General features: G+C 68.0%; 19 protein-coding genes. 9 read left to right on the forward strand and 10 right to left on the reverse strand.

Annotated elements, in window-relative coordinates:
* Positions 1-993 precede the first annotated feature (993 nt).
* Positions 994-1,314 carry a hypothetical protein gene (locus AC13HU_RS05545; protein WP_483040599.1) on the forward strand — a complete coding sequence of 107 codons (321 nt, stop codon included), beginning with the start codon at positions 994-996 and terminating at the stop codon, positions 1,312-1,314.
* A gap of 353 nt (positions 1,315-1,667) precedes the next feature.
* Here the strand turns inward: AC13HU_RS05545 and AC13HU_RS05550 are convergent, their stop codons facing one another.
* The 9 genes from AC13HU_RS05550 to AC13HU_RS05590 form a co-directional block, all read right to left on the reverse strand.
* The gene (locus tag AC13HU_RS05550) at positions 1,668-2,000 is read right to left on the reverse strand and encodes a DUF6302 family protein (RefSeq protein ID WP_483040600.1); all 333 of its coding nucleotides are present in this window, start codon (positions 1,998-2,000) and stop codon (positions 1,668-1,670) included.
* A gap of 109 nt (positions 2,001-2,109) precedes the next feature.
* Positions 2,110-2,439 (reverse strand): MazG-like family protein, encoded by a 330-nt coding sequence (locus tag AC13HU_RS05555; protein WP_483040601.1) that lies wholly within the window; start codon positions 2,437-2,439, stop codon positions 2,110-2,112.
* 18 nt (positions 2,440-2,457) lie between these two features.
* Complete coding sequence (gene tmk, locus AC13HU_RS05560; RefSeq protein ID WP_483040602.1) at positions 2,458-3,093, reverse strand: dTMP kinase; 636 nt, start codon at positions 3,091-3,093, stop codon at positions 2,458-2,460.
* Positions 3,090-4,583, reverse strand: coding sequence for a B12-binding domain-containing radical SAM protein (locus AC13HU_RS05565; RefSeq protein ID WP_483040603.1), 1,494 nt, complete (start codon positions 4,581-4,583; stop codon positions 3,090-3,092). Before AC13HU_RS05565 ends, tmk begins: the two co-directional genes overlap by 4 nt.
* Complete coding sequence (locus tag AC13HU_RS05570; RefSeq protein ID WP_483040604.1) at positions 4,552-5,376, reverse strand: DNA glycosylase family protein; 825 nt, start codon at positions 5,374-5,376, stop codon at positions 4,552-4,554. The genes AC13HU_RS05565 and AC13HU_RS05570 overlap by 32 nt, the downstream gene beginning before the upstream one ends.
* 1,049 nt (positions 5,377-6,425) lie before the next feature.
* The gene (locus AC13HU_RS05575) at positions 6,426-7,772 is read right to left on the reverse strand and encodes a radical SAM protein (protein ID WP_483040605.1); all 1,347 of its coding nucleotides are present in this window, start codon (positions 7,770-7,772) and stop codon (positions 6,426-6,428) included.
* On the reverse strand, positions 7,769-8,140 hold the full coding sequence (locus AC13HU_RS05580; RefSeq protein ID WP_483040606.1) for a nucleoside-diphosphate kinase: 372 nt from the start codon (positions 8,138-8,140) through the stop codon (positions 7,769-7,771). Before AC13HU_RS05580 ends, AC13HU_RS05575 begins: the two co-directional genes overlap by 4 nt.
* Positions 8,141-8,347: 207 nt before the next feature.
* Complete coding sequence (locus AC13HU_RS05585) at positions 8,348-9,397, reverse strand: thymidylate synthase (RefSeq protein WP_483040607.1); 1,050 nt, start codon at positions 9,395-9,397, stop codon at positions 8,348-8,350.
* A gap of 412 nt (positions 9,398-9,809) precedes the next feature.
* The gene (locus AC13HU_RS05590; RefSeq protein ID WP_483040617.1) at positions 9,810-10,265 is read right to left on the reverse strand and encodes an ATP-binding protein; all 456 of its coding nucleotides are present in this window, start codon (positions 10,263-10,265) and stop codon (positions 9,810-9,812) included.
* A 257-nt stretch (positions 10,266-10,522) separates the two neighbouring features.
* Between AC13HU_RS05590 and AC13HU_RS05595 the strand changes: the two genes are divergently transcribed.
* Positions 10,523-11,575, forward strand: coding sequence for an NsdA family TPR-like regulatory protein (locus AC13HU_RS05595; protein ID WP_483040608.1), 1,053 nt, complete (start codon positions 10,523-10,525; stop codon positions 11,573-11,575).
* A gap of 19 nt (positions 11,576-11,594) precedes the next feature.
* Complete coding sequence (locus AC13HU_RS05600) at positions 11,595-12,071, forward strand: hypothetical protein (RefSeq protein ID WP_483040609.1); 477 nt, start codon at positions 11,595-11,597, stop codon at positions 12,069-12,071.
* Positions 12,072-12,100: 29 nt separating this feature from the next.
* Here AC13HU_RS05600 and AC13HU_RS05605 read toward each other — a convergent pair whose 3' ends face one another.
* Complete coding sequence (locus tag AC13HU_RS05605; protein ID WP_483040610.1) at positions 12,101-13,453, reverse strand: NsdA family TPR-like regulatory protein; 1,353 nt, start codon at positions 13,451-13,453, stop codon at positions 12,101-12,103.
* A 366-nt stretch (positions 13,454-13,819) separates the two neighbouring features.
* On the opposite strand from AC13HU_RS05605, the gene AC13HU_RS05610 reads away from it, so the two are divergent.
* From AC13HU_RS05610 to AC13HU_RS05635, 6 genes are all read left to right on the forward strand, one after another.
* Positions 13,820-13,960: a hypothetical protein gene (locus tag AC13HU_RS05610; RefSeq protein WP_483040611.1), complete on the forward strand. Its 141-nt coding sequence runs from the start codon at positions 13,820-13,822 to the stop codon at positions 13,958-13,960.
* A 131-nt stretch (positions 13,961-14,091) separates the two neighbouring features.
* Positions 14,092-16,998, forward strand: coding sequence for a lantibiotic dehydratase (locus AC13HU_RS05615; protein ID WP_483040612.1), 2,907 nt, complete (start codon positions 14,092-14,094; stop codon positions 16,996-16,998).
* The gene (locus tag AC13HU_RS05620; RefSeq protein WP_483040613.1) at positions 16,995-18,275 is read left to right on the forward strand and encodes a lanthionine synthetase C family protein; all 1,281 of its coding nucleotides are present in this window, start codon (positions 16,995-16,997) and stop codon (positions 18,273-18,275) included. Before AC13HU_RS05615 ends, AC13HU_RS05620 begins: the two co-directional genes overlap by 4 nt.
* A gap of 27 nt (positions 18,276-18,302) precedes the next feature.
* Positions 18,303-19,337, forward strand: a complete 1,035-nt coding sequence (locus tag AC13HU_RS05625) for an LLM class flavin-dependent oxidoreductase (protein ID WP_483040614.1) — start codon at positions 18,303-18,305, stop codon at positions 19,335-19,337.
* Between the two features lie 307 nt (positions 19,338-19,644).
* Entirely contained in the window at positions 19,645-23,211 is a 3,567-nt protein-coding gene (gene dnaE, locus AC13HU_RS05630; protein WP_483040615.1) for a DNA polymerase III subunit alpha, read from the forward strand.
* Positions 23,212-23,302: 91 nt separating this feature from the next.
* On the forward strand, positions 23,303-24,030 hold a 728-nt coding region (locus tag AC13HU_RS05635), incomplete at its 3' end, for a DUF6444 domain-containing protein (protein WP_483040616.1).

The raw sequence follows: 24,030 nt of genomic DNA on the forward strand, positions 1-24,030 counted from the left end.
TCGTGCGCTCCTACCTCTCCACCGCCCGCAAACACGGCCTCAACCCCATGACCGTCCTCCGCGACCTCTTCGCCGGAAACGTCTGGCTACCGCCCACACACGCGTAATCAAGCACCTGAGCAGTCACGTTCCCACGGCGTGCAGCACGGCCCGCTTCAGGTCCCCAGCGGAGGGTTCGCCGGAATGCTGTCGGAGCCAGGCCAGGATCTGCGCGCGCTGCCAATCCGGTGTGGGCAGGATCAGCCTTGCGAACGCATGCGCTTACGATTTGGTCAAGTGGACTCAGAAGAGGCGAAAGGCGCTAACCGCTCAAGCACGTTGACGATCAGCCGCGCAGGGCAGAAGCTGAACGTGGGATGACCAGGGGGTACATGATGGTGACGGACTATCAGCGCACTCGTGCTCGTGTGATCCGGGCCGGCAACGGTACGGCCCACCTCTCCCTCCCGGCCTGGTACGGGGGCCAGATCACAGTCCCGACATCGACCGTGGATCTCATGATCGCCACCGGCCTGACCCGCCAGGAACTGCTGGGCATCGATCTGGTCGTCACCGCCAACCTGGCCGCCACCGCCGAGGCAGACGTCGACCCGCACGACTGGCTGCTCACCGCCCCCGCCAAGCACGGGACGCCGGCCAGCCGTACCTCGGCGTTATCTTCAGTTGCCTGGGTTGGCAGCTCCGAGATTCAGGGTTCTGGCTCCCCGGGCGTCCATCAGGTGATCGTCCCGTTCCGAGATCCAGTCGTCGCGATTCCGTGCCCTACGTACTTCCGGTTCGCGGATCGCCGGCACTCTTCCACCAGTGGCCGCAGCCAACGGGGCCGTCCGGCGCGTCAGCGGATATCCCACAGACCAGATCAAGGTTGTCGAGTTGCGGCAGTGCGCAGGCCGAGACCTGAACGACCCCACAGCCAGCATCGGCGATGGATTCAGCGCACCCTTCAAACACAGCACACTCTGCCCAGTCCGACGATGAGTCAGGAACTCTCCGATGAGCACTCGTGCCGTCGGACGGCTCCGCGATCTGTGGGAGCCCCTGTCGTTCTTCACGGTCAGCAACGTGACAGCCCGCCAACCTGAAGACGTCCAATACATCGAGCTGCGCAAACCGCCGATCGGCACCTTCGCCAACGGCGAGAAGTTGTACAACGGTATCTACCGGGCCGATGAAGTCCCGGGCAGCAGGGACTTCCGGGCCGAGGTAGTGGCCGTCGACGAGCAGCAGGGGCGCGGTCATGGCGTGGCCTCCAGGGGATGGTGCGTGCTGGTGGGTGCCTGTGACCGCGGCGTACGGGCATCCGGTGCCGGATGACCATAGAGTGTAGCCATGGGAGTGGCGCGTTGCTGCCAGAACATGGCCAGCAGCGTCGCGAGGTTCTCGGCGGCGTTGCGCTGGTTGAGGACTTTGCGGTGGGCGGCGGTGCGGAGCCGGGCGCGTTCGTCGCTGGTCAGGGCGAGCGCGCGGCGCAGGCCAGCGGTCAGGGCGCCGGGGGCGGGGTCGTAGAGGAGGCCGTTGTGGCCATCGGTGATCTGTTCGGGGAAGCCGTCAATGTTCGGGGCCAGGACGACGGCGCCGGAGTGCTGGGCCCACAGGGCGGGTCCTCCCGCTCATGGTCACCCGCATCGTCGAGCCGGCAGTCTTCCTCGCGAAGCCCGAGGTCGCCTTCACCACCGCCGACCACCTGCCCGCCACCCTGGCCGCTGCGACTCACCCGAGTCGGTCTGAGCCATGTGGCGGGCGATCGCCGAAGTGCTGTAGCCGTAGAACTGACCCAACATCGCCGGGTCGTGCACGACAGGAGCCGGTGCGCCCCACTCCACGGTGTGGCACGAATCTGCGTGCGGAGACCAGCGCAGCCGGACACCGGGGAAGCCAGGATGGCCCAGGAGCAATCCCCGGGCGGCCATCCCCATCACGACGTCCGGCGCGGACATGTACTCGCCCCGGCGCCGGCCACCGACCGGGACCGCGAGGAACGCGACGCCCCCGACCCTCACGGCGACGCCGACGTGGATCAGCGTCGCGTCGTCGAGGCGATCCCGGTAGTGGCCAGTTCCGACACGGCCTCCTCGTCCGCCCGCAGCAGCGTCGGCGAGGAGGTGATGCTCAAACTGTTCCCGCCGGGGACAGCGATCGCTCGGCGACGGTGTCCAAGCGCTCCTGGAACCGCTTGGCTGGGTCCGTGGTGAGCGTAGCCAGCGCGACCATGCTGCTCATGATCACGTCGCACAGCTCGGCCTCGACGTCCTCCCACGTATGGCTGTGGCCCTTCCGGGGGTTGGCGCTGAAGGCGCCCATCGCGGCCTGGGCTACCTCGCCGACCTCCTCCGAGAGCTTCAGCAGCCGCAGTAGACGCGCCATCTCCGGCGTCGCGTTGTCCTTCTCGTCCAGCCACTGCACGAGCCGGTCGATCGTCGTCCAAGTCTCTTCATTCACTGCGGGGTTGCTCCTTGCCTAGGTGCTGATCTGAGTTGTCGGGGGGACCCTATCGAGCCCGCTGAGTGCGGCCGTGGCGATCTGCTGAGCGACCGCCGTCGGCGAGGCGGAGTCGGTATTGACCACGAGGACAGGCACGCCCATGCTGCCCAGGATCGCCACGGCCTCCTCGTACAACGCGGTCTCCCGGGCCGGGAAACTGGCGTCCCGGTTGAACCTGTGGGTGGCGCCGCGCTGGGCGATCCGGCAACCGATGCTGCGCGGATCCGCGGTGAGGATCACCGCGAGGTCCGGTATCCGCATGCCGGCGTTCAAGTCTAGGAGGTACTGCTGCGGCACGCCGTCGAGGCGCTGCACGACAAGCGTGGATGCCACGTAGCGGTCGCAGATCACGGTGACACCGGCGTCCAGCCGGGGTATCACCTCGTGGGCGAGGTGGTCGTGTCGGTCGGCGGCGACCAGGCACGCCAGTGTCGCTCCTTGGTACTGATCGGCGTGCTCGCGCACGAACCGCCCGAGCTCACTGTGGGACGGCTCGGTCGTGGCGTGGACCTGCTCGCCCGAGCCGGCGAGCACGCGCTCAAGGGCGGCGAGGGTCGTGGACTTCCCGACTCCGCCAGGGCCGTCGAGGGTGATGAAGCGGCCGGGCCTCATGCTTTCACCGCCGGCCCGGTGTTGCGGTCGTGCTGCTCGCGGGCGAGTTGGGCCAGGGTGGCGCGCAACTCCGGCAGAGGTGTGCCGGCGAACTGAATGCCGACGGAGAACGCGAACTCGTCGCGCTGCCGCATCGCCTCATCCGCACCGTGGTCGGTCAGGTCTACGTCGGCGTACGCGGTCAAAGCGACCGGGTCGTACCCGTCCGCGACGAGCTTGTCCCAGATCGGCGAACCCGGGTACGGGCGGAACTCGAACGCGCTGGCCCGGAACCTCCCGGGCAACCGGTCGGACAGCTCCCACAATCGCCGCACGTGCGCCATCGTCGCGGCCAGATCCTCCGGCTGCTCCCCGGGGTATCCGAGGATGAAGTACCCCTTCACGTTCACGCCGCGCCGCATCAGCCGCTCGGCGACTCGCAGCGTCATGTCCGCCGTGATCCGCTTGTCCATCGCGGCCAACACCCGGTCCGAGCCGGACTCGATTCCGAGCGCGACCTCCCGCATCCCGGATGCGGCGAGGGAGTCGAGCATCGTGTCGTCCTCGCGGTCCAGGACGTTGATCCGTCCCGTGGCGTCCCATACCCACCGCTCCCCGATCCCCTCCGCCATGAACGCGTCCATCATCGGGTGGATGATGCGGCGCGCGCCGAGGAACAGGTCGTCGACGAACCGGAACGCCGTCACCTGCTGGTCGTCGGCGAGCTGGTGCATCTCGGTGATGATGTTGTCCGGGGTACGGGTGCGGATCGTCAGGTCCGGGTTCTTGCTCACAGCGGCGCCGCAGAACCAGCAGTCGTACGGGCAGCCCCTCGCGCCGACCATGTTGGCCTCGCGTCGACCATCGCTGGCGGAGTACGGGTCTTGCGGGAGGAAGGCCCGGTCGACGAACGGGAGGCCGTTGATGTCTGGGCTAAGCCAGTGAGCTACGCGGGCGCGGTCATGCTCGATGCCCTCCGCGGTCGTGCCGAGGAGCCGGTCACGCCACATCACCCCGGGCAGATCCGAGCGGCGGGCCAGATCATCCAGGAGGGCGGTCACCCGCGTCTCTCCCTCGCCGACGACCAGGGCGGCAAGGCGGCTCATGCGCGGGTCGGCGAGCACCGTCTCCGGCGCGGCCTTCGCGTGGTGACCACCGACCATCAGTCGCGTGCCGTCGTCTAGGCCCGCAGCGATGCTCGCTGACAGCTCGTAGGTGGGCGCCAGGAGGTTGAGGCCGACCCAGCGCGGTCCGGCGTCGTTCGCCAGCCGGATTGTCTCCTCGACACCCAGGCCGTGCGCTTCGGCGTCGAGCAAGCCCACATTGTGGCCGGCCCGCTTGGCGTAGGTGGCGATGTATCCCATGCCGATGACCGGCAGGGTGTAGTCCGTCAGGCGGGGCCTGAGTGCGTAGTCCCGCAGCGGCGCGTTGATCAGCAACAGGTCGAGCGGCCGGGCCGGGTCGGCGCCAGCGATCAGGTCAGGGACGTGGCGTAACGGGCTGTCGGGCATGAATCCCCCACGCGAGTGTGTAGGTGGTCAGGGCGTGAAGTTGCGGCCGGTCTGGCGCCCATCGGGACCAGGCGGCTTCGAACTCCCGCGGCGACGTGGGCAGTGGCGCGGTGGGGGCGGCCTTCGCCGCCCAGGTGCGCACCGCCAGGTCGCCGTGCGGGTAGACGGAGTAGTCCCCGGTGAAGTCCGCAGCGGCGCAGGCCGCGGTCCACGGGCCGATGCCCGGCACCTCCTGGAGGGCCTTCACCATGTCGTCGGCGGGGAGCTGAACCCACTCGTCGCTGTGCTCCAGGTACGCCGCGGCGGCGGCAGGCAGCGCCTTGCGGTGCAGCGCCGCGCCGATCTGCGCGAACTGCGCCTCGCTCAGCTCCAGGACCTCGCGCGGGCCGGGCACGGTGTGCAGCACCCCGGCCGGGGTGTCCCACGACGCGCCGTACGAGGTAATCCACCGCTGATACAGGGCACGGGCCTGCGGAGCCCGGATGATCCGGCGCAGGAGGCCGCTGGTGATGGCCTCCCACAGCGTGGGAGAGGTCAGCCGGTGCACGGTCCCGAGGCGGGCCAGAGCGGTCGTCAACGGGCGCGGGGCACTTGGCGGCAGGGTCACCGGTTCCGTCTTGACCGCGGAGACGGTCTTGGTGACCGTCGGGCCGTCCAGCTTCGATGGCACCAATCCGCTTCCGTCCCACGCGACGAACCAGGCGTCAGCACCGATGGCGACGAGGCGGCACGTTGTGCCGTCTGGGCCGGCTGCCCACGCCGGGTGGTCGGTCAGCAAGGTAGCGGTCGTCATCGTGATGCCTTCCGTAGAGCGTCCGTTGCGGCCCGGCCCGGAATCTGGCCGCGCGTATAGGGCAGTCTGCTCGGTTCCGGCGGAACTCGGGCTCGGGGGAGACACGCGTTCATCTCGGGCACTCGGATGCGAGCAGCCAGCCGGACGCGCGTTCGGCTCGGACGCGTGGCGTCGGGACGCCAAGCTGGTCGCTGGGCCGCAGCCATGGCCGCCACTCGACGTATGCGGAAACCTCCGATTCCCTCGCTGCGATGGCGAATTGCGCATGCAGGCGGGCGATCGCCGGTAGCCGGTGCCACGCCTGGCTCCGCTGGAGGATTAAGGATCGTGAGCGACTGTCCGCCAACTCAACGGTGTCGGCGACTGTCCGCGGCAGGGGCTCGCTGATGAAGGTGTGGAGGTAGAGCACTCGCCGTGTCATCTGGCGCTGGTAGACCACCGCCGGGAGAAGCGTGCGCTCGGAACTTCCCGGCCCCGCTAGGGTGCTGCGCGCGGCCTGCAGAGGCGTCTGTCCGTCGCGTACCGGTCCACCCGGAAGGAGGACGCCTCCGCCCCCGACATCGCGCAGCAGTAGGTGGTCGGGCTCTACCAGCAGAACCTCTGCGGTCCAGGTCGTTGGCGGTCGCCAGTTCATGTAGGGCGTGCGAGGACCGTCCTGAGCCGGTTCGATCAGTGACATGCCGTGGCTGCCGTGATGACGAAGTGCACCGCGTCCTTCACAGCGCAGGATTCCTCGTGCTCGCCGGGGCCAACGCGCACATGATCAAGGTGTTCCTCGCGGAGCACTGTGTGCACGTGCCGGTCGACCAGCGCGCGGTATCGCGGCTCGTGGATATGTATCGAGTCGATCGGAGCGGACTTCACCACAGCTTGGGGTCCTCTTCTGGTTGGGGGGTGCCAGGCAGGCCGGGCGGCACCGCGACGGCGACGAGCCCGTCCCACGTCAGGTGGATCATGGCTCAGGGAATCGCCGACGAGATCACCGCTGCCGCCCAGGGCGCGGATGTGATCCTGGCCGACCGCGCCGCCATCGACGCCTTGGCCTACTTCTACGCTGCCCTGGACTTCCGCAGGTCGTACTTCGCGTGCTGTGTGCCGGCCAACAGCCGCAGTCGGTCTTCTTCCTCCGGGGCCTCCTCGGCGGCGCTTGGATCTGTGCACACAACGCACACGTCGACTACCGGGCGCTGTCCGCGCACTTGCCCGGCTGGGCACCGGCCGGCGTGATCGACACCCTCCGCCTGGCCCGCACCACCTGGCCGGGCCTTCCCTCCTACGGCCTGGACTCGCTCATCGCGCAAGCCAAGCCCGACCTCACGGGAGTTCCGGACCAGCGGCACCGGGCACAGGCTGTCTCGCCCCGGGTCGTCGATCTCCACGGGCCCCCTCGCACCCAACTGGCGCGCCGCGGCGGTCACCTCGTCCAGGCCGGGCCGTACCCACGCCGCCGTGCACCGGGCGACTTGCTCGGCCGGGCAGATGCTGCACAGCTCCTCGATGCCGATGTGCCCGTTGTAGTCCGCCTCCCCGTGCGCGGCTGCCACCGCACAGGACGTCTTGCGGTACAACTGGCCCCACGGGGCATCGGCTCGGTCCGGCGTGTGGAAGTAGTCCAGGATCCGCTTCTCGGCGACCTCCGGCATGATCTTGCGGCGTGCCGTGTCCTCGTACGGCATCGGCAGGCCGTGCGCCTCGTAGTAGGCGGCGATCTCCTCCCGGAAGAACAGGCCGGTGAACACCGTGGCGTGCGCGTGCGCGGAAAGCTCCCGAGCGCGTTCCAGGTGGGCATCGGAGTCGTTCAGGCCGGACACGATCGGCCGCCAGTACAGCACCGTGCGGTATCGCTCGGCGAGCTCGTACAGCGTGACCAGGCTCCGGGCCGCGATCGTGGAGTCCACCGGCTCGATCGCCGGATGGTCGATGCCGGAGTGCGTGACCAGCACCGTCAGCCGCAGGTTCCAGATCGAGTTGAGGACGGCGCAGTCCTCGGGGTCGACTCGCCACCGAGTGATGATCAGCACGTGGTTGGTCAGGCCCTGGTCGTCCAACTGGCGCAGCACCGCGAACAGGTGGGGCTTGACCACCGGCAGCATAGGGTCCGTGGCCCGGTTGAACAGTTGGATCGGCGTCTTGTGCGGGCGGAAGTACCGGTGACCGGTCAGCGCGGCGACAGCGTCCTCATCGCTCATCAACCGTCGCGGCGTCTTCATCTCGAAGTTGCCGAACAGGTGCCGCACGCGGTAACCGCAGTCGAGCGGGCAGCCGACGATGTGGTTCAGCGACAGCCCGGACTTGCGGTACTCGATTACATCAGCCAGTGCGGGCTTCATCTGTGCGACCTGATCAGGCGTCAAGATCGGCAGCGGCCGGACGGCCATGGGTATGGGCGCGCTCACGGGACCTCCCAGGGATGGATGACGGTGGCGCGGGCAGCGGTGCGCTGGTGCGGGAGAAGCAGGTCACGGCGGCCGGCACCGAACCACGTGCCGAAATCACGGCAGGCCGCGGCCGGGTCGTCGGATGTGTGGACGAGGTTGCGGATCAGGCGCCGCTCGGCGAGGGCCTGGGCGAGCGAGTCGTCGCCGAGGTCGCCGCGGATCGTCCCGGCCGCGGCCACCGTCGGGTCGTAGTGCCCCAACCGGTCGCGCATCCATCCGTGGATGCCGCGGCGCCCGTAGGCCAGAGCGACAACGACGGTACGGCCGACGAACTCCGCCTCCAGGCACGCCCGGAATGTCTCGATCGGGAAACCAGTCCCGATCAACGAGCATGTCCCAGTAGTGGACGTGGATCTGCCACGACGCGACCGCCACCTCGGTCCGGCCGAGCAACTGCACCCCCGGCAGCGTCAACCGGTCGAGAACGTCGTCGACCGGACCGCGCTCGACCGCGTCCGGCTTGCACAGGATCACCGACCAGCGGCCCCAGTCCACGCCGTCGACGACCCCGCCACTCTGCATCGGCTTGCGGTTCACCGCGCGCTCGCTCCAGCCAAGCAGGCCGGCCAGCGGTGCCCGAGCAGCCAGCGCAACCCCCGGTCCAACGCGGCCAGCACCCCGGCCTCGACCAGCTCGGCCTGCTCGTGCGTGATCTGCCGGTGCACCTCGAACAGCAACACCGCCTGCTGCCAGTACGGGTCGAGGCCGAGCTCCGCGATCTCGTCGGCGCTGTAGGCGACCTGGTTCGTACGCAGGACCTGCTCGTGCTCCAGGACCTGGGCGATGGTGCCGGCCGTGGTCGTGACCGGCATCGGGGAAAACAGGAAGGCAGACGACTCGACCCGGGTCGCGGCCTCCTCCAGTACGCGGTCCACACGTTCGGCGTTCACGTCGTTGACGTGCGCCGACCCCATGTAGTGGGTGTACGTACCCAGCTCCAGACCGAGCTGTACAGCTACGAACTCCTGGATCATCGTGAACGAGAAGACGTCGCTGAGCAGGCCGCAGTCCAGGTCGTTGGCACGCATCGAGCACACCATGTGCAGCCACCCGTCCCGCGGCAGGAAGCGAAGGCCGGCCAAGCACGGCATGTCCGGATTGTCCTCGGCATCGGACAGGTCCTCTTCGCGGAACACCGGGATGAACGCACGCTTGCTGTCTGTTTCACGGCGCAGCAGCTCCAGCACACGGTCGAACGGCGCCATGTCGTCGCCCGCGGCCGGGGTGAAGATCCGCGCCCCGTACGCCGAGCCACCGATGGTCACCCCGTCACGGGAACTGGACGCCATCGACGGGGCGTAGTGCCCGATCATCGCCAGATCCCGGCGGCCGGCCAGGTACCAGAGGGCCTCGGCGAAGTGGAACACCGGATTGGCCTTCCGCTGCGCCAGGTACGGCAGGCGCTGCCGCGGGTCGGGAAGCCGGAAGGCAACACCGATGACCTCGCGGGCGGCGTTGCCGCGCGGGGCGATGCGGAACTGGCCCTCCTCGGTGGCCGCCCGCAGAAGCGCGACGTAGGCGGCCTCCAGACTCGGGAAGTTCACCGGCGCCAAAGCCGAGTCACGCGGCAGGGGTACGGGCATGTGTACTCCTGTTTGTCGAGCGAGTATCGGAAACGTCGACGGTCCACGAGGTGCCGTTATCCGGGGACAAGGACGTCGATGGAGTGCGGCAGGTGATCGGACAGGGTGAAGCCCTCATCGAACGGGTGCGTCCCTGCCGGGCAGGAGCCTGTTTGGCGATGAAGAGACCCGCTCCGGCCATGGCGACCAAACGTGAGTCCACCCCGCCCGGGGGCACGAAGCGTCGGGGTCTTGCTGGACTCAGCGCGGCCGGAGCGGGCGACTGGGGGGGCGTTCGATTACGGGCGATACGGATTTCCGGCGATAGCGAGGCCGAGCTCCAGCCCGCACAGCACCGCCAACGCGATCACGAAGACGATCCCGGTCCAGCCCGCCAGGAGTACTAGCCCCCATGTACGCACTACCTTGCGGATCACTCGGTCATCTCGCCCTCGCTGAGGAGACCCCACACGCGCTTGCCGAAAGGGAGCCGGTCAATGCCCCAGCGCTCCGTCAGGCTCTCCACGACGACCAGGCCGCGCCCGTGCTCGTCCTCCGGCCCGGGAATCCGAGGCGCTGGCAGGATGGGGGACCGGTCCACGACCTCGATCCGTACGGTGTCGGGGGACAGTCTGGCGACGGTGACCCGAACCAACGAGCAGTCAGTGTGCTCGGAGGAGTTGGAGACCAGCTCGCTGACGACGAGGGCACCGTCGTGCATAAGAGCCTCCATCCCCCAGGCGCATAGGGCGGTGCGTACCAGTCGGCGTGCGGCCCCGGCGCCCTCGACAGTGCAAGGCAGCGTCTCGGAGTACCCGGGGTGTCCTCGGGGGCGTGCGACCGTTTTCACTGTCATCACTGGGCCTTTGTGAGTAGCGGGCGCGAGCATCTGCCCTTTCCAGTAGGTGACTTGCACTTAACAGCGGGTCACGGTTGCAGTACCAGCGGTCACCCGGCATGTGCATACGGCTATGCGTGCGCCGCATACGCGTGGAGGATCGGGGAGAGCAACGATGTAACAACGGAAGCGGGAGTGCCGGTGAACTGGTCAGCGCAGGCCATTCGAGACGCAGCGAACAGCGGTGAATTCGGACGCGTGGTCAAACTGGCCCGTATCGACGCCAGGCCACCCATCTGAGAATCCCCATGCGGCTGGTCGGTCTCGCCGACCAATCGGCGGTCATCCCCGCCCAGGTGGATGGAACAGACGTGGAACGGCGTAGCTTCTTCAAGGGTGCAGCAGCGGTGGCGACCGCACCGATCCTCCCCCCGGCTTCCGCAGCCCACACCGCCCAGCCCGGCGACGGGCAGGCGGCGCCACTACGGCTCATCACGACCTCCCTCCGGCGCCTGGACGGCTCCACCCCTTCTCGTCAACTCCAGGAACCGGTCCTTGCTCACCTACGGCTTGCGCAGACGATCACCGCCGAGACGGAAGACCGGGCAACGAAGATGCGCCTGGCCGCTGTAGGAAGCGAGGCGGCCAGCCTGGCCGGTTGGCTGGCCTGGGACATGGGCGACTACGGATCGGCACGCACCTGGTACGGCACAGCCATCAAGGCCGCCCGCTCCTCGGGCGACCGGCTCCTGGCCGCCTACCAGTTCGGCAGCCTTGCGCAGTTCGAGGCACACGCCGGCAACGCCGTTCAGAGCCTCAACCTTCTTCAGCAGGCCCGACGTCAACTCTCCTCTGACCGAGCGTTGGCGATCGCCGATGCGTGGCTGCTCTCAGCCGAAGCGCTTGCACACGCCGCCGCCGGTGACCCGCGATCGTGCGATCGCACCCTGACGAAGGCGGCTCGCGCCGCCGAGCTCGTTTCCAACGAGGACCCCGCGCCGTGGCCGTGGATATTCACCTTCACCGGAGCGAAAGTCGCAGCCATGCGGCTATCGTGCGGGGCCCGCCTCGGCCTGCCGCAGTGGGTCCAGGCTGCCCAGGACGAAGCGGGCGAAGCCCTCGCGTCGGGGCACGCGAAGCAGCGCGCCCTGCTCGAACTCGACCTCGCGGCCGCGCGACTCGCTGCCGGCCGGATCGATGGCGCGTTCTTCCTCGCCACGCGGGCACTCGACACAGGGGTGCGCTACCGTTCCGGCCGGATCGTGGAGCGGGCCCGGGCAGTACGGCGAGCGCACAGTTCGGCGACCCCGCCGAAGGTCGTGCGGGATTTCGACGACCTGCTGCACGGCGTCTACCTTTGAGCATTTGGAAGGGCGGATCATGCGACTGGGCATCACCGGACACCGCGGACTGCCGGACGACGTGGAGCAACTCGTCTGCGCCGCCCTCACTGCGGTGGTCGAGCAGTACCCGCCCGACGAACTGGTGGGCGTCAGCTGCATCGCCGACGGCCCGGACGCCTGGTTCGCAGAAGCCGTCCTCGACCATGGAGGCCGGATCGAAGTCGTCGTGCCGGCCGAGGAATACCGTGAGAGCCTGCCTGAGTTCCACCGTGCGACCTACGACGACCTGATCCGCCGGGCCTCCGAGGTCCACTCCACCGGCCTGACGGCGTCGACATCCGAGGCGCACCAGGCAGGCAGCGAGATCCTTGTCGGCGTCGTGGATCTCCTGGTGGCCGTCTGGGACGGCCAGCCCGCGCGGGGATACGGGGGCACCGCGGATGTCGTGGCGTACGCGGAGCGCATTGGGGTGCCGTTTTCGATCATCTGGCCCGAGGGTGCCACCCGAGACTGACGATATGCGCCTGTCCCACTCTGTGGAGGTCAGTCAGCGGTCAGGACGAGGTCGGCGCGGTGAAGGAAGTCTCGGACGTCGGGGCGTGAACGCCACGGAGCCAGCCCGGTGGTGAAGGCACGGAGGTAGGAGCGGCTGCGAGTGGAGTGCAGGCGGCCGAGGATGGTCAGGGCGTGTTCGCCCGCTTCGAGGCCGGGTTCGAGGTCGCGGCGTTGGAGGTGGGCGGTGGCAACCACGGTGTGGCGAATGCCGACGGCGCGGGAGTAGATGCCCGCGGGCATGACCGATGCGCGGCGGCTCCAGGCGAGGGACTGGCCGGGGAGTTTGAGGTCGCGGTAGATCTCCGCGGCGTCAGCCGCGATGCGGGCATGGGTGAGGTAGGCGAGCCAACTGGGGTCGCGGGGGTCGGTCTCGGCGGCGTCGACGAGTTGTTCCGCGTGGATGAGCGCGGCGACTGCGCTGGGGGCGTCGCCGGCGAGCCCGTGGGCGCGGGCCTGGGCGAGTTTCGCGAAGGCGAGGACGCGGGCGGGAGCTTCGTGTTTGGCCCGCTCGTAGGCCCCTTCGGCCATGTCGACCGCCTCGGTGGGGAAGCCGCGCAGGAAGGTGTGCAGGGCCATGGTGCTGAGAACGTAGGCGCCAACGGCAGGATCGGCGCTGGCACGGGCCAAACGCAGGGCCTGCACGAAGTGGCGCTGGGCGGTCGCATGGTGTCCCATGTCGACGTCGTGCCAGGCGGCGACCCGGGCCAGCTCCGCAGTGGCCGCGAACAGCTCGGCGCCTACGCTTTCGGTGAAGGTGCCTTGCAGGAGCGGCACAGCACGGTGGGTGAGGCAGTCGGTGACCATGCTGGCTCTCCAGTTGCCTCCGCCGTACTTGGAGTCCCACCGGCGGGCATCCTCGGAGGCCGCCCAAAGGTCGTCGAGGTCGGCTCGGCCGACGCGGCGTCCTTGGTGATGGCTGGACGTCCGCTCGCTGGAAGGAACGGGGTCGGCGGGTACAGCCAGCCAGCGGGTGACAGGGGTGGTGTAGGCGGTGAGGGCGAAAGGGGTTGCGGCGAAGGTCCGGCGGTCCACAGTGCTCCAATACTCCGCCGCGAGGTGCAGCGCCTGGTCGGTGTCTCTGTGGAAAGTCAAGCCACTCCCGGCGTCGAGGACGGCTGCGGGGGCCAAGCCCATCCCTTCGAGTGACACGGTTCGACCCAGTCGCTCGCTCAGAGCCAGGGCAAGCAGCGATGCGGCCGGGGGGTCGGGGGTCATGCCCCGACTCGTCCAGTTGTCGATCGAGGTGTGGGTGTAGGACCGGGTGATGCCGGCTCCGGCGGCCAACTGGTTGACGCGGAGCGCCAGGCTCGCGTGGCTGGCTCCGCTCTCGTCGATCAGCATGGCTAATCGCCGGTTTGGGGGTTTTTTTCTCCGTGCCATCACGTCCTCCTTGGACGGCCGACGGTGCGGTGGCGCGTGGGAGTCCGCGCCGGCCCAGAAGCGTTGCGCTCCGGGGGACATGAGGGTAGTGCCCGGTAGCCGGACATGGACGGGGTTCCGCGACTGTGTGCCCCCGGTGTGAGCCCTCCCCTGGATCTTCGTCCGGCGGTTTGCTGATGGTGGTTCAAGACCCGCTGCCGGGAGCTAAAGGCCCGGCACCGCCGTTGATTTGCGAGCCCCGGCTGTCCGATCGGCACCGCCGGATTTCACGACGTGCTCGACGGGGCGCACCCGTCCTGTGCGTAAACCTGTAAAGGAGCCCGACCCATGAAACTCGACGACCTCACCGCCGACCTGTTCGACACGGACGTCACCGTCGCGCCGGCCGCAGGCCTCGCGGTCGACCGGACCACCGACAACGGATGCGACACCCAGCCCGCCTGCAACTACCCGGCCGACGCGGTCTAGTACCCAGATCAAGGGCCCCGCCGAGAATCACCGCGCCGGCACGACGTGCGGTGAACGATGCCCGCTGAGGCGACTTGGCGGGGCCCCTGGCCCTCCCCTCACCTCGACACCCCTGGAAGGGGGGCAGATAGGTGGCGTCTGTCTTCACCGCCTCCGCAACAGCACTGGCCCGAATCCCCTTGGGTGCCACCACTCCCTCAGACGATCAGACCGAGGACGGCCTTCTGCAGGAAGCAATCTTCCTGGCCACCCGGAACATCCCTGCCGAGACGGGGCGATCCGAACCAGACAGCAATCTCGACTGCACCCAACGCAGTTACCAGAATCGTCTGCGGTACCGAACGACGCCCCTGGGTTCCTTCGCGGGAGTCTGCGTGGCTCGGTTCAGCGATGAGCCCCCGGCCCTTCGGATGGACGGCCATCACCGTACCCGTACGACGCCGAGTGCCGGCTGGCTTGCAGCCGTATGCGACCAACTGGTCCGAGAGCCCGGCGTGCTGGAGCGGCTCACCCTGCACACCAACACCCTGTTGACGCGTCGCGGCCCGAGGTATCACAGCGAGCAGCGAGGCAGTCTGACGGAGCCGCGGCCGACAGCGACCACGGTGAGGGCCACCACGGCGATCGACCACATCGTCAAGGCAGCACGCGGGGGAGTGACCGGTGCTGCCGTAATCGAGACGGTGCATCGGCGCTGGCCGCAAGCGCCGGGCGCGCTGATCGAGCAGTCGCTTCTGAGTCTTCTCCGGGCCGGAGTCCTGCTGCACGATCTGCTCCCGTATGACCTTCGCGACGATCCGCTGGGACATATGCTCGACCGGCTCGCGCATGATTCACCCCGAAGCTGTGATCTGTCCCGGCTGAAGAAGCTACTCGTGGAGGCGGACAGTCACCCGCCGGGTAACCCGAGCCGACTCGCGGCGCTGAGCGCTGCGCGTGACGTGGCAGATGAGATCTTCCACTGTCCCCGACCGTTGCGGTCGGATACCGTCGTGGACGCGTCGGTCGAACTGCCCGCCTCGCTCGCGCAGGAGGCAGCGGATGCGGCCAGTGTCCTGTGGACGATCGGCTGGGGCGTTCCTCCACTGCGCAGCTACCACGACGCCTTCTTGCAGCGGTATGGGCGCGGCCGATCGGTGCCGCTGATGGAGGCCACGGACCCGGCCGTAGGCATCGGCTGCGCCCTGGGCATAGCCGGCATCGGCCCGGCGGTTTCCGACCCGGCGCGTGACGCGGTTCTGGCTCGGTTGCTGTCCCGAGCCTTGGCCGAGGGAGTCACCGAGGTTCAACTCAAGGACCGGGACATCGATGAGCTCCGGGCCCCGGCTGGGGACATACCGCCCCGCACCGGCGAGATCTATGTGCGGCTCTGCGCAGACGGATACGCAGCGTCCGACCAGAGGGGGCTCGCCCTGGCCGTGTGCCGGGGAGGTGGGTCACAAGATGCCGGATCTACCGCAGGGCGCTTCTCGCACCTCCTGCCGGGTGCCTTTGATGTCGCGGACAGCGCAGGTGCGGCGTTGATTGCCGAAGTCGTTGTGCTGTCCCGGACCTTCGACACCGCATCGGTAGCGGCAGAGACGGGATTCGCCCGGCTCCGTATCCCCGTCGGAGCCCCGACCCGCTCGGGCGACCTCCTCCTCAAGGACTTGGCCTTGGTCTCGACGGGGCAGCGCCTCGTCGTGTGGTCCGACAAACTTCGGCGTGAGATCATCCCCGTGGTCTACTCGCGGTTGGCCTCGGGCCTTCTGCCACCGCTGGCCCGGCTGCTGTCGCTCATCGGGCACGGTAACGCGCGGCCCTGGCACGGGTGGTCCTGGCGCCAGGAGACTCCCTTCCAGCCAGCCGTGCGCTACCGTCGCGTGCTGCTGGCCCCCGCCCGCTGGACCTTACCGGCTTCCCTCACGCGTGCAGCCGGCTCCCGAAGCACCTGGGATGACGCGCTGACACGCTGGCGCGAACAGACCCGTCCGGCACCCCCGGGCGTGGTGGTCACCGATGACGGCGACCGCGAACTGCCGCTGGACCTGGACAACCCACAAGACCGCGAGCTCCTGCGCCGCTACTGCCGCCGAGGCCTTTGCGCAGTCACCGCGAGCCTTCCCGACTCCGTCCAGGCCGTACTATCCGGCCGTGACGGGCGCCACATCGTCGATCTCAGCGTCGCCCTCCACCGGACCGACAACTCCCGCGCCGGGATCCCGGCGCCCCTGCGGATCCACCCGCCACGGCCCGCAAGCAGCGGCCGGTATCTGCCCGGAAGTCGCTGGCTGTCACTGTCCGTACAGGCGCCTGCCGACCACCACGACACGATCCTGGCAACCCTCCCCGCACTCGCTTCCGACCTCCACGGGCACTGGGACAGGTGGTTCTGGCTCCGCTACCAGGACGCCATCCACGGCCCGCACCTGCGGATCCGTTTCAACGGGCCACCCCACGAACTGGGCGGACGCATCCTGCCGGCCCTGGCCGAGTGGGGCGCAGCGCTGAACAGGCAACGGCTCTGCGGAGGATTCAGCGTCGACCCCTATGAACAGGAGACCGAGCGGTACGGCGGTGGCGGCGCGATCGTCGCCGCCGAGGACGTCTTCGCCGCGGACAGCGCTCTCGCTCTGGCCGCGCTTGCCCACCACCACAGCAACGACGATCGCCTCGTCGCTGGCGCACTGTCCGCGGCGGCCATCGCCCGCAGCATGAGCGGACAACCGGCAGCCGCGCTGGGCACCTACCGCCTGGACCGGGAAGCTCACCGGCACGCCGCCGCCCTGCGGCCGGCAGCCCGGGCCGCCGATCACCCCCTCACCCCGGATCTAACGGAGAGTCTCCGCGAACTCTGGGCAGACCGGAACAGGATGCTCGGCGCATACCGGGAGGTTGTGCCCGCCTCGCAGCGCAGCACTTGCTTCAGCGACCTCATCCACATGCACTGCAACCGGCTGGTGCCCGGAGCGGAAGCCGAAAAGATCGTCCGATCCCTGGCAGCTGACCTGCTTGCCCTGCAAGCCCACACCGCATCTCACCGAAACGAGGACGCATGACCACCCTGCCTCCCACTTCTGCTTCCTTCTCTCGCTCTCTTGCCGCCGAGCACTCGACGACCGTCGCTACCAGGCTCCTCGACCCCACCACGGTCAGCGACGCGATCGAACGCCCCCTGCTGGTGTCCTCACTGTCGCGGGGATTGGCCGGAACCGCCCTGCTGCATGCCCGCCTCTCCGCGACCGATCCGTGCTTCGAGGACGCCGCGTTGAAGCACTGGGAGATAGCCGCCAGAGCCAGCCAGGGCGAGGGCGGCGGCCCCGCCGGCATCCACAGCGGATACGGCGCCCTCGCCACTTCGCTGATCATCGGCTCGGGGTACCTGACCGATCCCGAACGCCTCCGCTCCTCGCTCACTCGCGGTGTGACCTGGCTATCCACGAGGGCCATCAGTCTCGCCGCCTGGCAGAAGAGGCGCCTGGACGAAGGCGGGCAGGGCGCCCCCTTCCACGTGTACGACGTCATCAACGGCCTGTCCGGGATCGGCCGTGTCCTGCTGGCCGCGACAGCTGCCGGCCACACCGAGGCTGAACCGGGACTGACTGCGGCCCGCGACACACTCACCGCGCTGATCCTCACCCCCGAGGACCCGCGCCCCGGATGGTGGCGGCCGGCCACCGAGAACGCACACGCCGCCATCGACCCTCACAACCCCGACGGAGCCAACACCGGCCTGGCACACGGCATTGCGGGACCGATGGCATTCCTTGCCGCCTGTCACAGCGCCGACTATGGCGACGAAACCACGGCCGCCGCGATACGCAACGCCGGCTCGTGGCTGCTGCGCTGGCGCGACGGTGACACCTGGCCTCCGCAGGTCACCTGCGACAACGTCGACCGGGGAACGGCCACCACCAGCAAGCGAGGACGGCGCGACGCATGGTGTTACGGCGGGCCCGGCGTCGGAAGCGCCTTGATTGCCGCGGGGCAGGCACTCTCCGACGTGTCCCTGACCGAGGCCGGGACCAGCGCTCATCGCTCCTTGGCCGCCCGTCCCATCAAGGACTGGGACGCCGAAGGACCCACTATCTGCCACGGTCACGCCGGCATCCTGCAGGCCACGGGCGACCCCAACCCCGCTCTCATCCAGACCATCACCGCTGCTTTCGACTCTTCCCATCCCTTCGGGTTCCAGCACGTCAATAGGGGCGAACGACGCGACGAGCCCGGCCTTCTGATCGGCGCGGCAGGAGTGGCCCTCGTCCTGGCCGACCACGCTCACCTCCCCGCCCCCCAGGTCTCCACCCGCTGGGACGCCGTCCTCCTGCTCTCCTGACCGCTCCTTCTCAGCAAAGGAGTCGAAATGCCCCGCTCACCCCTGCCCAGCCACACCGTCTCACCCGCACCGCTCTCCGTCCTGGACCAGGTCACCACCGACGCGGAAACGCGCCCCAGCCAAGCTCTCGCCGACACCACCGCGCTGGCCCGCTCCGCCGAAGCGCAGGGCTACCGCCGGTTCTGGGTGGCCGAGCATCACGGCATGCCTGCGCTGGGCAGCGCCGCCCCCGCCGTGCTGCTCGCCCACCTCGCCGCCCACACCCAGAGCCTGCGCCTCGGATCGGGCGGTGTGATGCTCCCAAACCACGCGCCCTTGGCTGTTGCCGAACAGTTCGGGCTCCTCGAAGCGCTCCACCCCGGACGCATCGACCTCGGCGTCGGGCGCGCTCCGGGCGGCGCTCCCGCCACCGCCCGCGCGCTGCGCCGCAGCGCCGGCGACTTCGGCGCCGAGGTCGGCGATCTGATCGCCTTCCTGGACCGCGGCTTCCCGGCCGATCATCCGTGCGCCGCGGTGCACGCCGTTCCCACCACCGATCCGCGCCCGCCCGTCTGGCTGCTCGGCTCCTCAACCATGAGCGCCGAGCTCGCCGGCAATCTGGGACTGCCCTACGCCCTCAACTACCGCCACGGCCGAAGCCGCGCCGTGGAGGCTCTGGACGCCTACCGGAGACACTTCCGTCCCAGCGCCCAGCAACCCGAGCCGTACGCCATCATCGCAATCACCGCCGTTGCCGCCCCAGACGAAGACCAAGCCCGCAGCCTGGCCCTTCCCGCCGCAATAGCCATGATCCGGCTCCGCCGTGCGACGCCCGACCCCGCCCCGCTCATGACACCCGCAGACGCCCGGGCGTTCCCGGCCACCACAACGGAGACAGAATCGATCAATCAGTGGCTCAATGAACTGCTCCTGGGCGACCCCCAGCAGGTCGCGACACGCATGGAGGCACTCCGGACGAACGCTGGCGCCCAAGAAATCATGATCAGCACCCACATCGGCAGCCATGCCGCCCGGCAGTGGTCCTACCGACACCTCGCAGCCGCCCACGGGCTCGCGGGCTGACCGCCCCTCCCTGACAGTCTCGACTGAGACACCCGGTCTGCCGGGTACGCGCGGGCCGCATCACACGGCAGTTCGCGCCCCCGGTACCGTTTGAGCACGGCGACAGCCCCAGACAGCGAAACGGAAGGCATCGGACCGGTGCCAGCCTGCCCGCGAGGTGCGGCAGAGGAGCGCGTGGTCAGCCCGGCCACTCCATCCCGAGAGTGACCACAGCGCCAGCGGTCGTGTCGGCCAGTGGAAGCGGCGGACCCCAGCGCTCGGGCTCGCTAGGGTGGCGGCCTAGGCTGAATCCCAAGGAGTAGCGCCCGTGCCCCAAAGTTTCGTCCATCTTCACAACCACACCGAGTTCTCGATGTTGGACGGGGCTCAGAAGCTCAAGCCCATGTTCGCCGAGGTCGAGCGGCTGGGCATGCCGGGCGTGGCTATGTCGGACCACGGGAACATGTTCGGGGCGTACGAGTTCCAGTCGGTCGCCAAGGGCTTCGGGTCGGTGAAGCCGATCATCGGTATCGAGGCGTATGTCGCCCCGGGCAGCCGTTTCAGCCGTAGGCAGGAATTCTGGGGTCCGGGCGGTCAGCGGGCGGTCTCCGGCAACGGCGAGGGCAAGGACGTCGCCGGCGGCGGCCGCTACACCCACATGACGATGTGGGCGCGCAACGCCCAGGGGCTGCGGAACCTCTTCCGGCTGGCGTCGCTGGCCTCGCTGGAGGGCCAGTACCCCTCTGGGACACCGCGCATGGACCGGGAGATCATCGCCAAGCACGGCGCGGGCATCATCGGAACCACCGGCTGTCCCTCGGGCGAGATCCAGACCCGCCTGCGCCTCGGACAGTTCGATAAGGCACTGGAAGCCGCGAGCGAGTACCAGGACATCTTCGGCCGGGAGAACTACTTCCTGGAGCTGATGGACCACGGCATCGACATCGAGCGCACCGCACGCCAAGACCTGCTACGGCTGGCCAAAGCGCTGAACATCCCGCTGCTGGCCACCAACGACGCGCACTACATCACACAGGACCAGGCCGACGCCCACGACACCCTGCTGTGTGTGGGCACCGGCAAAAATAAGGACGATCCGAACCGACTCAGGTTCGCCGGCAGCGGCTACTACCTCAAGACCGCTGAGGAGATGCGGGCTCTGTTCGCCGAACTGCCCGAGGCGTGCAACAACACGCTGCGGATCGCCGAGAGCGTCGAGTCCTACGACGAGGTCTTCTCCTTCGTCGACCAGATGCCGCAGTTCAACGTGCCAGAGGGCGAGACCCAGGAGTCGTGGCTGCGCAAGGAGATCGCCGACGGTGTGCGGTACCGCTACGGCGACAACCCGCCACCGGAGGTCGCCGAGCGCATCGAGACCGAGATGAAGGTCATCGGCCCGATGGGCTTCTCGTCGTACTTCCTCGTCGTCGCTGACATCTGCAAGTACGCGCGGGACAACGGTATCCCCGTCGGGCCCGGCCGCGGCTCGGCCGCCGGCAGCTTGATCGCGTACCTCACACGGATCATCGAGCTGGACCCTCTGAAGTACGGGCTGCTCTTCGAGCGGTTCCTGAACCCCGAGCGGATCAGCCCGCCCGACGTCGACCTCGACTTCGACGACCGCAAGCGCGACCAGATGCTCCGCTACGTGACCGAGAAATACGGTCAGGGCTACACCGCGCAGGTCAACACCTTCGGCACGATCAAGGCCAAAGCGGCGATCAAAGACTCCTCGCGGGTGATGGGCTACCCCTTCGCGATGGGCGACCGCCTCACCAAGGCGCTGCCGCCAGACGTCATGGGCAAGAGCATCCCGCTGGCCGGCATCTTCGACACCGCCCACCCGCGCTACGGCGAGGCCGGCGAGATCCGGCAGATGTACGACAACGAGCCGGACGTCAAAAAGGTCATCGACAACGCCCAGGGCATCGAGGGCCTGATCCGAAACACCGGCGTTCACGCCTGCGCCGTCATCCTGTCCAAGACGCCGTTGCTCGACCTGATTCCCATGCACAAGCGGGAGAAGGACGGGGTGATCATCACCGGATTCGACTACCCCAGCTGCGAATCCATGGGCATGATCAAGATGGACTTCCTGGGGCTGCGCAACCTCGGCATCATCGACCACGCGATCCGGATCATCAAGGACAACCGCGGCATCGACTTGTCCACCGAGACCATCCCGCTGGACGACCCCAAGACGTACGAGCTACTGGGCCGCGGTGACACCCTCGGCGTGTTCCAGCTCGACGGCGGGCCGATGCGCGAACTGCTGAAATTGATGGAGCCAACTGACTTCGATGACATCACCGCCGTGATCGCCCTGTACCGGCCCGGCCCCATGGGCGCAAACGCCCACACAAACTACGCGCACCGCAAAAACAACCGTCAGCAGCTCGACCCGATCCACCCGGAACTGAAGGAAGCCCTCGACCCGATCCTCGGAAGCACTTATCATCTGCTGATCTACCAAGAGCAGATCATGGCCATCGCCCGCGAACTCGCTGGCTACACCCTGGGTGGTGCCGACATCCTGCGCCGTGCAATGGGCAAGAAGAAGGCCGAGGTGCTAAACGCCGAGTGGGACAAGTTCCATGGAGGCATGCGCGTCAACGGCTACTCCGAGGAGTCCATCAAGGCGGTCTGGGACACCATGCTGCCGTTCTCTGGTTACGCCTTCAACAAGAGTCACGCGGCTGGCTACGGCCTCGTCGCAGCGTGGACCGCGTATTTGAAGGCGAATTACCCCGCCGAGTTCATGGCCGCCCTACTCACTTCGGTCGACGACGATAAGGACAAAGCCGCCCTGTATCTCGGCGAAGCCCGCCGCATGGGAGTCAAAGTCCTCTCGCCGGACGTCAACGAATCCGTCGCGGACTTCACCGCCGTCGGGGACGACGTGCGATTCGGCCTAAAGTCAGTAAGAAACGTCGGAACGAGTGTCATCGACACGCTGGTGAGCTCTCGCCGATCAAAAGGCAAGTTCACCGATTTCCCAGACTTCCTGGACAAGTCTGAGATTCCCACACTGAACAAGCGTGCGGTTGAGTCTCTGATCAAGGCGGGCGCGTTCGACAGCCTCGGACACACCCGTAAGGGTCTGGCCATGATCCACGAGGACGCCATCGACATGGTGATCCCGGTGAAGAAGCAGGCGGCAATTGGGCAGGACGACCTATTCGGAGCCCTCAGCGACGACAACGAGGCCAACGCTCCGACATTCGGTCTGGACTTCACGATCTCCGAGGGCGAGTGGCCACGCAAGCAACTCCTCGCAGCCGAGCGGGAAATGCTCGGGCTTTATGTCTCCGCACATCCCTTGGACGGAGCAGAACATATCCTCGCCCGGAATCGCGATATCTCCATCGCCGAGGTACTCGCTTCCGGGCAGAAGCAAGGAGCAGTGAAACTCGCCGGCCTGGTCACCAGTGTCGAGCGCCGGATGACTAAACAGGGCAACGCCTGGGCGATCGTCCACCTCGCGGACCGCGACGCCTCGATCGAAGTCTGTTTCTTCCCCGCCTCGTACCAACTCGTTTCACATGCTCTGGTCGAGGACAGCGTCATCGCCGTGATAGGTCGCATCAACGACCGCGATGGTTCGATCAACATCGCTGGACAGGAGTTGACAGAAGTGGACATCTCCTCAGCAGAATACGGTGGCCGCCCGCCCGTAGTGATTGCGCTTCCGCAGCACCGCGCATACGCCCGCCCCGTGATCGACGAGCTGAAGCGGATCATGCAGGCACACCCTGGAGAGACTCCGGTCCGAGTCCGCGTCAAAGGACCGCAGAAGACGGTTATCTATGAACTCGGATTCTTGATCAATCACGAGACGATCGCCTCTGAAATCAAGGGATCCTTCGGTCAAGATGCTTGGGCAGGAGTGGCATAGAAGCTCAAATTCGAGAGATGACGCCGGTTTTCTGGAGGTGACTGCTCAGGTCCTTGTGTGACCTGCGGGTGGTTGCCTCGTTGGTCTGTCCGTGGGACTCGCGAAGCGTCAGCCGTCGTACGAGGACCTCGTGCGCGTGATCGTGGATCTGCAGCGGGACGTGGCGCAGCTCAGGAGCGAGAACGCCGAGTTGCGGGCCGAGAATGCCGAGTTGCGGTCGGAGAATGCCGAGTTGAGGCGCCGTCTGGCCCAGGATTCCTCGAACTCTTCGAGGCCGCCGTCGTCGGACAGTCCGTTCCGTAAGCCCGTGCCGCGCTCGCAGCGCCGTTCGTCGGGTCGCAGGCCCGGTGGTCAGGCCGGGCATGAGGGGGCGAGCCTGGAGCGGGTCGCCGATCCCGACGCTGTCATCGAGCACCGGCCGGTCGCATGCGGCCGGTGTGAAGCCGTCCTGGCCGATGATGCCGTGCCGGTCGGATTCTCGGTCTCGCAGGTCTTTGACCTGCCCGATCCGCGGCTGGTGGTCACCGAACACCGGATGCTGAAGGTTCGTTGCCGGTGCGGGCACACCACACGCGCCACTGCACCGCAGGGAGCGGGCGCGCCGGCCCGGTATGGGCCTGGCGTGCATGCGCTGGCGGTCTATCAACTCGTCCACCAGCATGTTCCCTCGCTGCGGACCGCGCTCGCAGCGGCCGATCTGCATGACGCCCGACTGTCGGAGGGCTTCGTGCACGCCGCTCTGCTGCGAGCGGCAGGGGCACTGATCCCGTTCAGTGAACACGTCATGGCGCTGCTGCGGTCCGCTCCGGTGGCGCACTT

This window comes from Streptomyces sp. NH27 (assembly GCF_056859195.1).

Bases quoted from the DNA above. Each gene is read 5' to 3' on its own strand.
- AC13HU_RS05605 (WP_483040610.1), bottom strand. From the start codon at position 13,453: ATGCTGATCGACGAGAGCGGAGCCAGCCACGCGAGCCTGGCGCTCCGC.
- tmk (WP_483040602.1), bottom strand. From the start codon at position 3,093: ATGAGGCCCGGCCGCTTCATCACCCTCGACGGCCCTGGCGGAGTCGGG.
- AC13HU_RS05620 (WP_483040613.1), top strand. From the start codon at position 16,995: ATGACCACCCTGCCTCCCACTTCTGCTTCCTTCTCTCGCTCTCTTGCC.
- AC13HU_RS05595 (WP_483040608.1), top strand. From the start codon at position 10,523: ATGCGGCTGGTCGGTCTCGCCGACCAATCGGCGGTCATCCCCGCCCAG.
- AC13HU_RS05565 (WP_483040603.1), bottom strand. From the start codon at position 4,583: ATGCCCGACAGCCCGTTACGCCACGTCCCTGACCTGATCGCTGGCGCC.
- AC13HU_RS05600 (WP_483040609.1), top strand. From the start codon at position 11,595: ATGCGACTGGGCATCACCGGACACCGCGGACTGCCGGACGACGTGGAG.
- AC13HU_RS05610 (WP_483040611.1), top strand. From the start codon at position 13,820: ATGAAACTCGACGACCTCACCGCCGACCTGTTCGACACGGACGTCACC.
- AC13HU_RS05585 (WP_483040607.1), bottom strand. From the start codon at position 9,397: ATGCCCGTACCCCTGCCGCGTGACTCGGCTTTGGCGCCGGTGAACTTC.
- AC13HU_RS05545 (WP_483040599.1), top strand. From the start codon at position 994: ATGAGCACTCGTGCCGTCGGACGGCTCCGCGATCTGTGGGAGCCCCTG.
- AC13HU_RS05570 (WP_483040604.1), bottom strand. From the start codon at position 5,376: ATGACGACCGCTACCTTGCTGACCGACCACCCGGCGTGGGCAGCCGGC.
- AC13HU_RS05625 (WP_483040614.1), top strand. From the start codon at position 18,303: ATGCCCCGCTCACCCCTGCCCAGCCACACCGTCTCACCCGCACCGCTC.
- AC13HU_RS05590 (WP_483040617.1), bottom strand. From the start codon at position 10,265: ATGCTCGCGCCCGCTACTCACAAAGGCCCAGTGATGACAGTGAAAACG.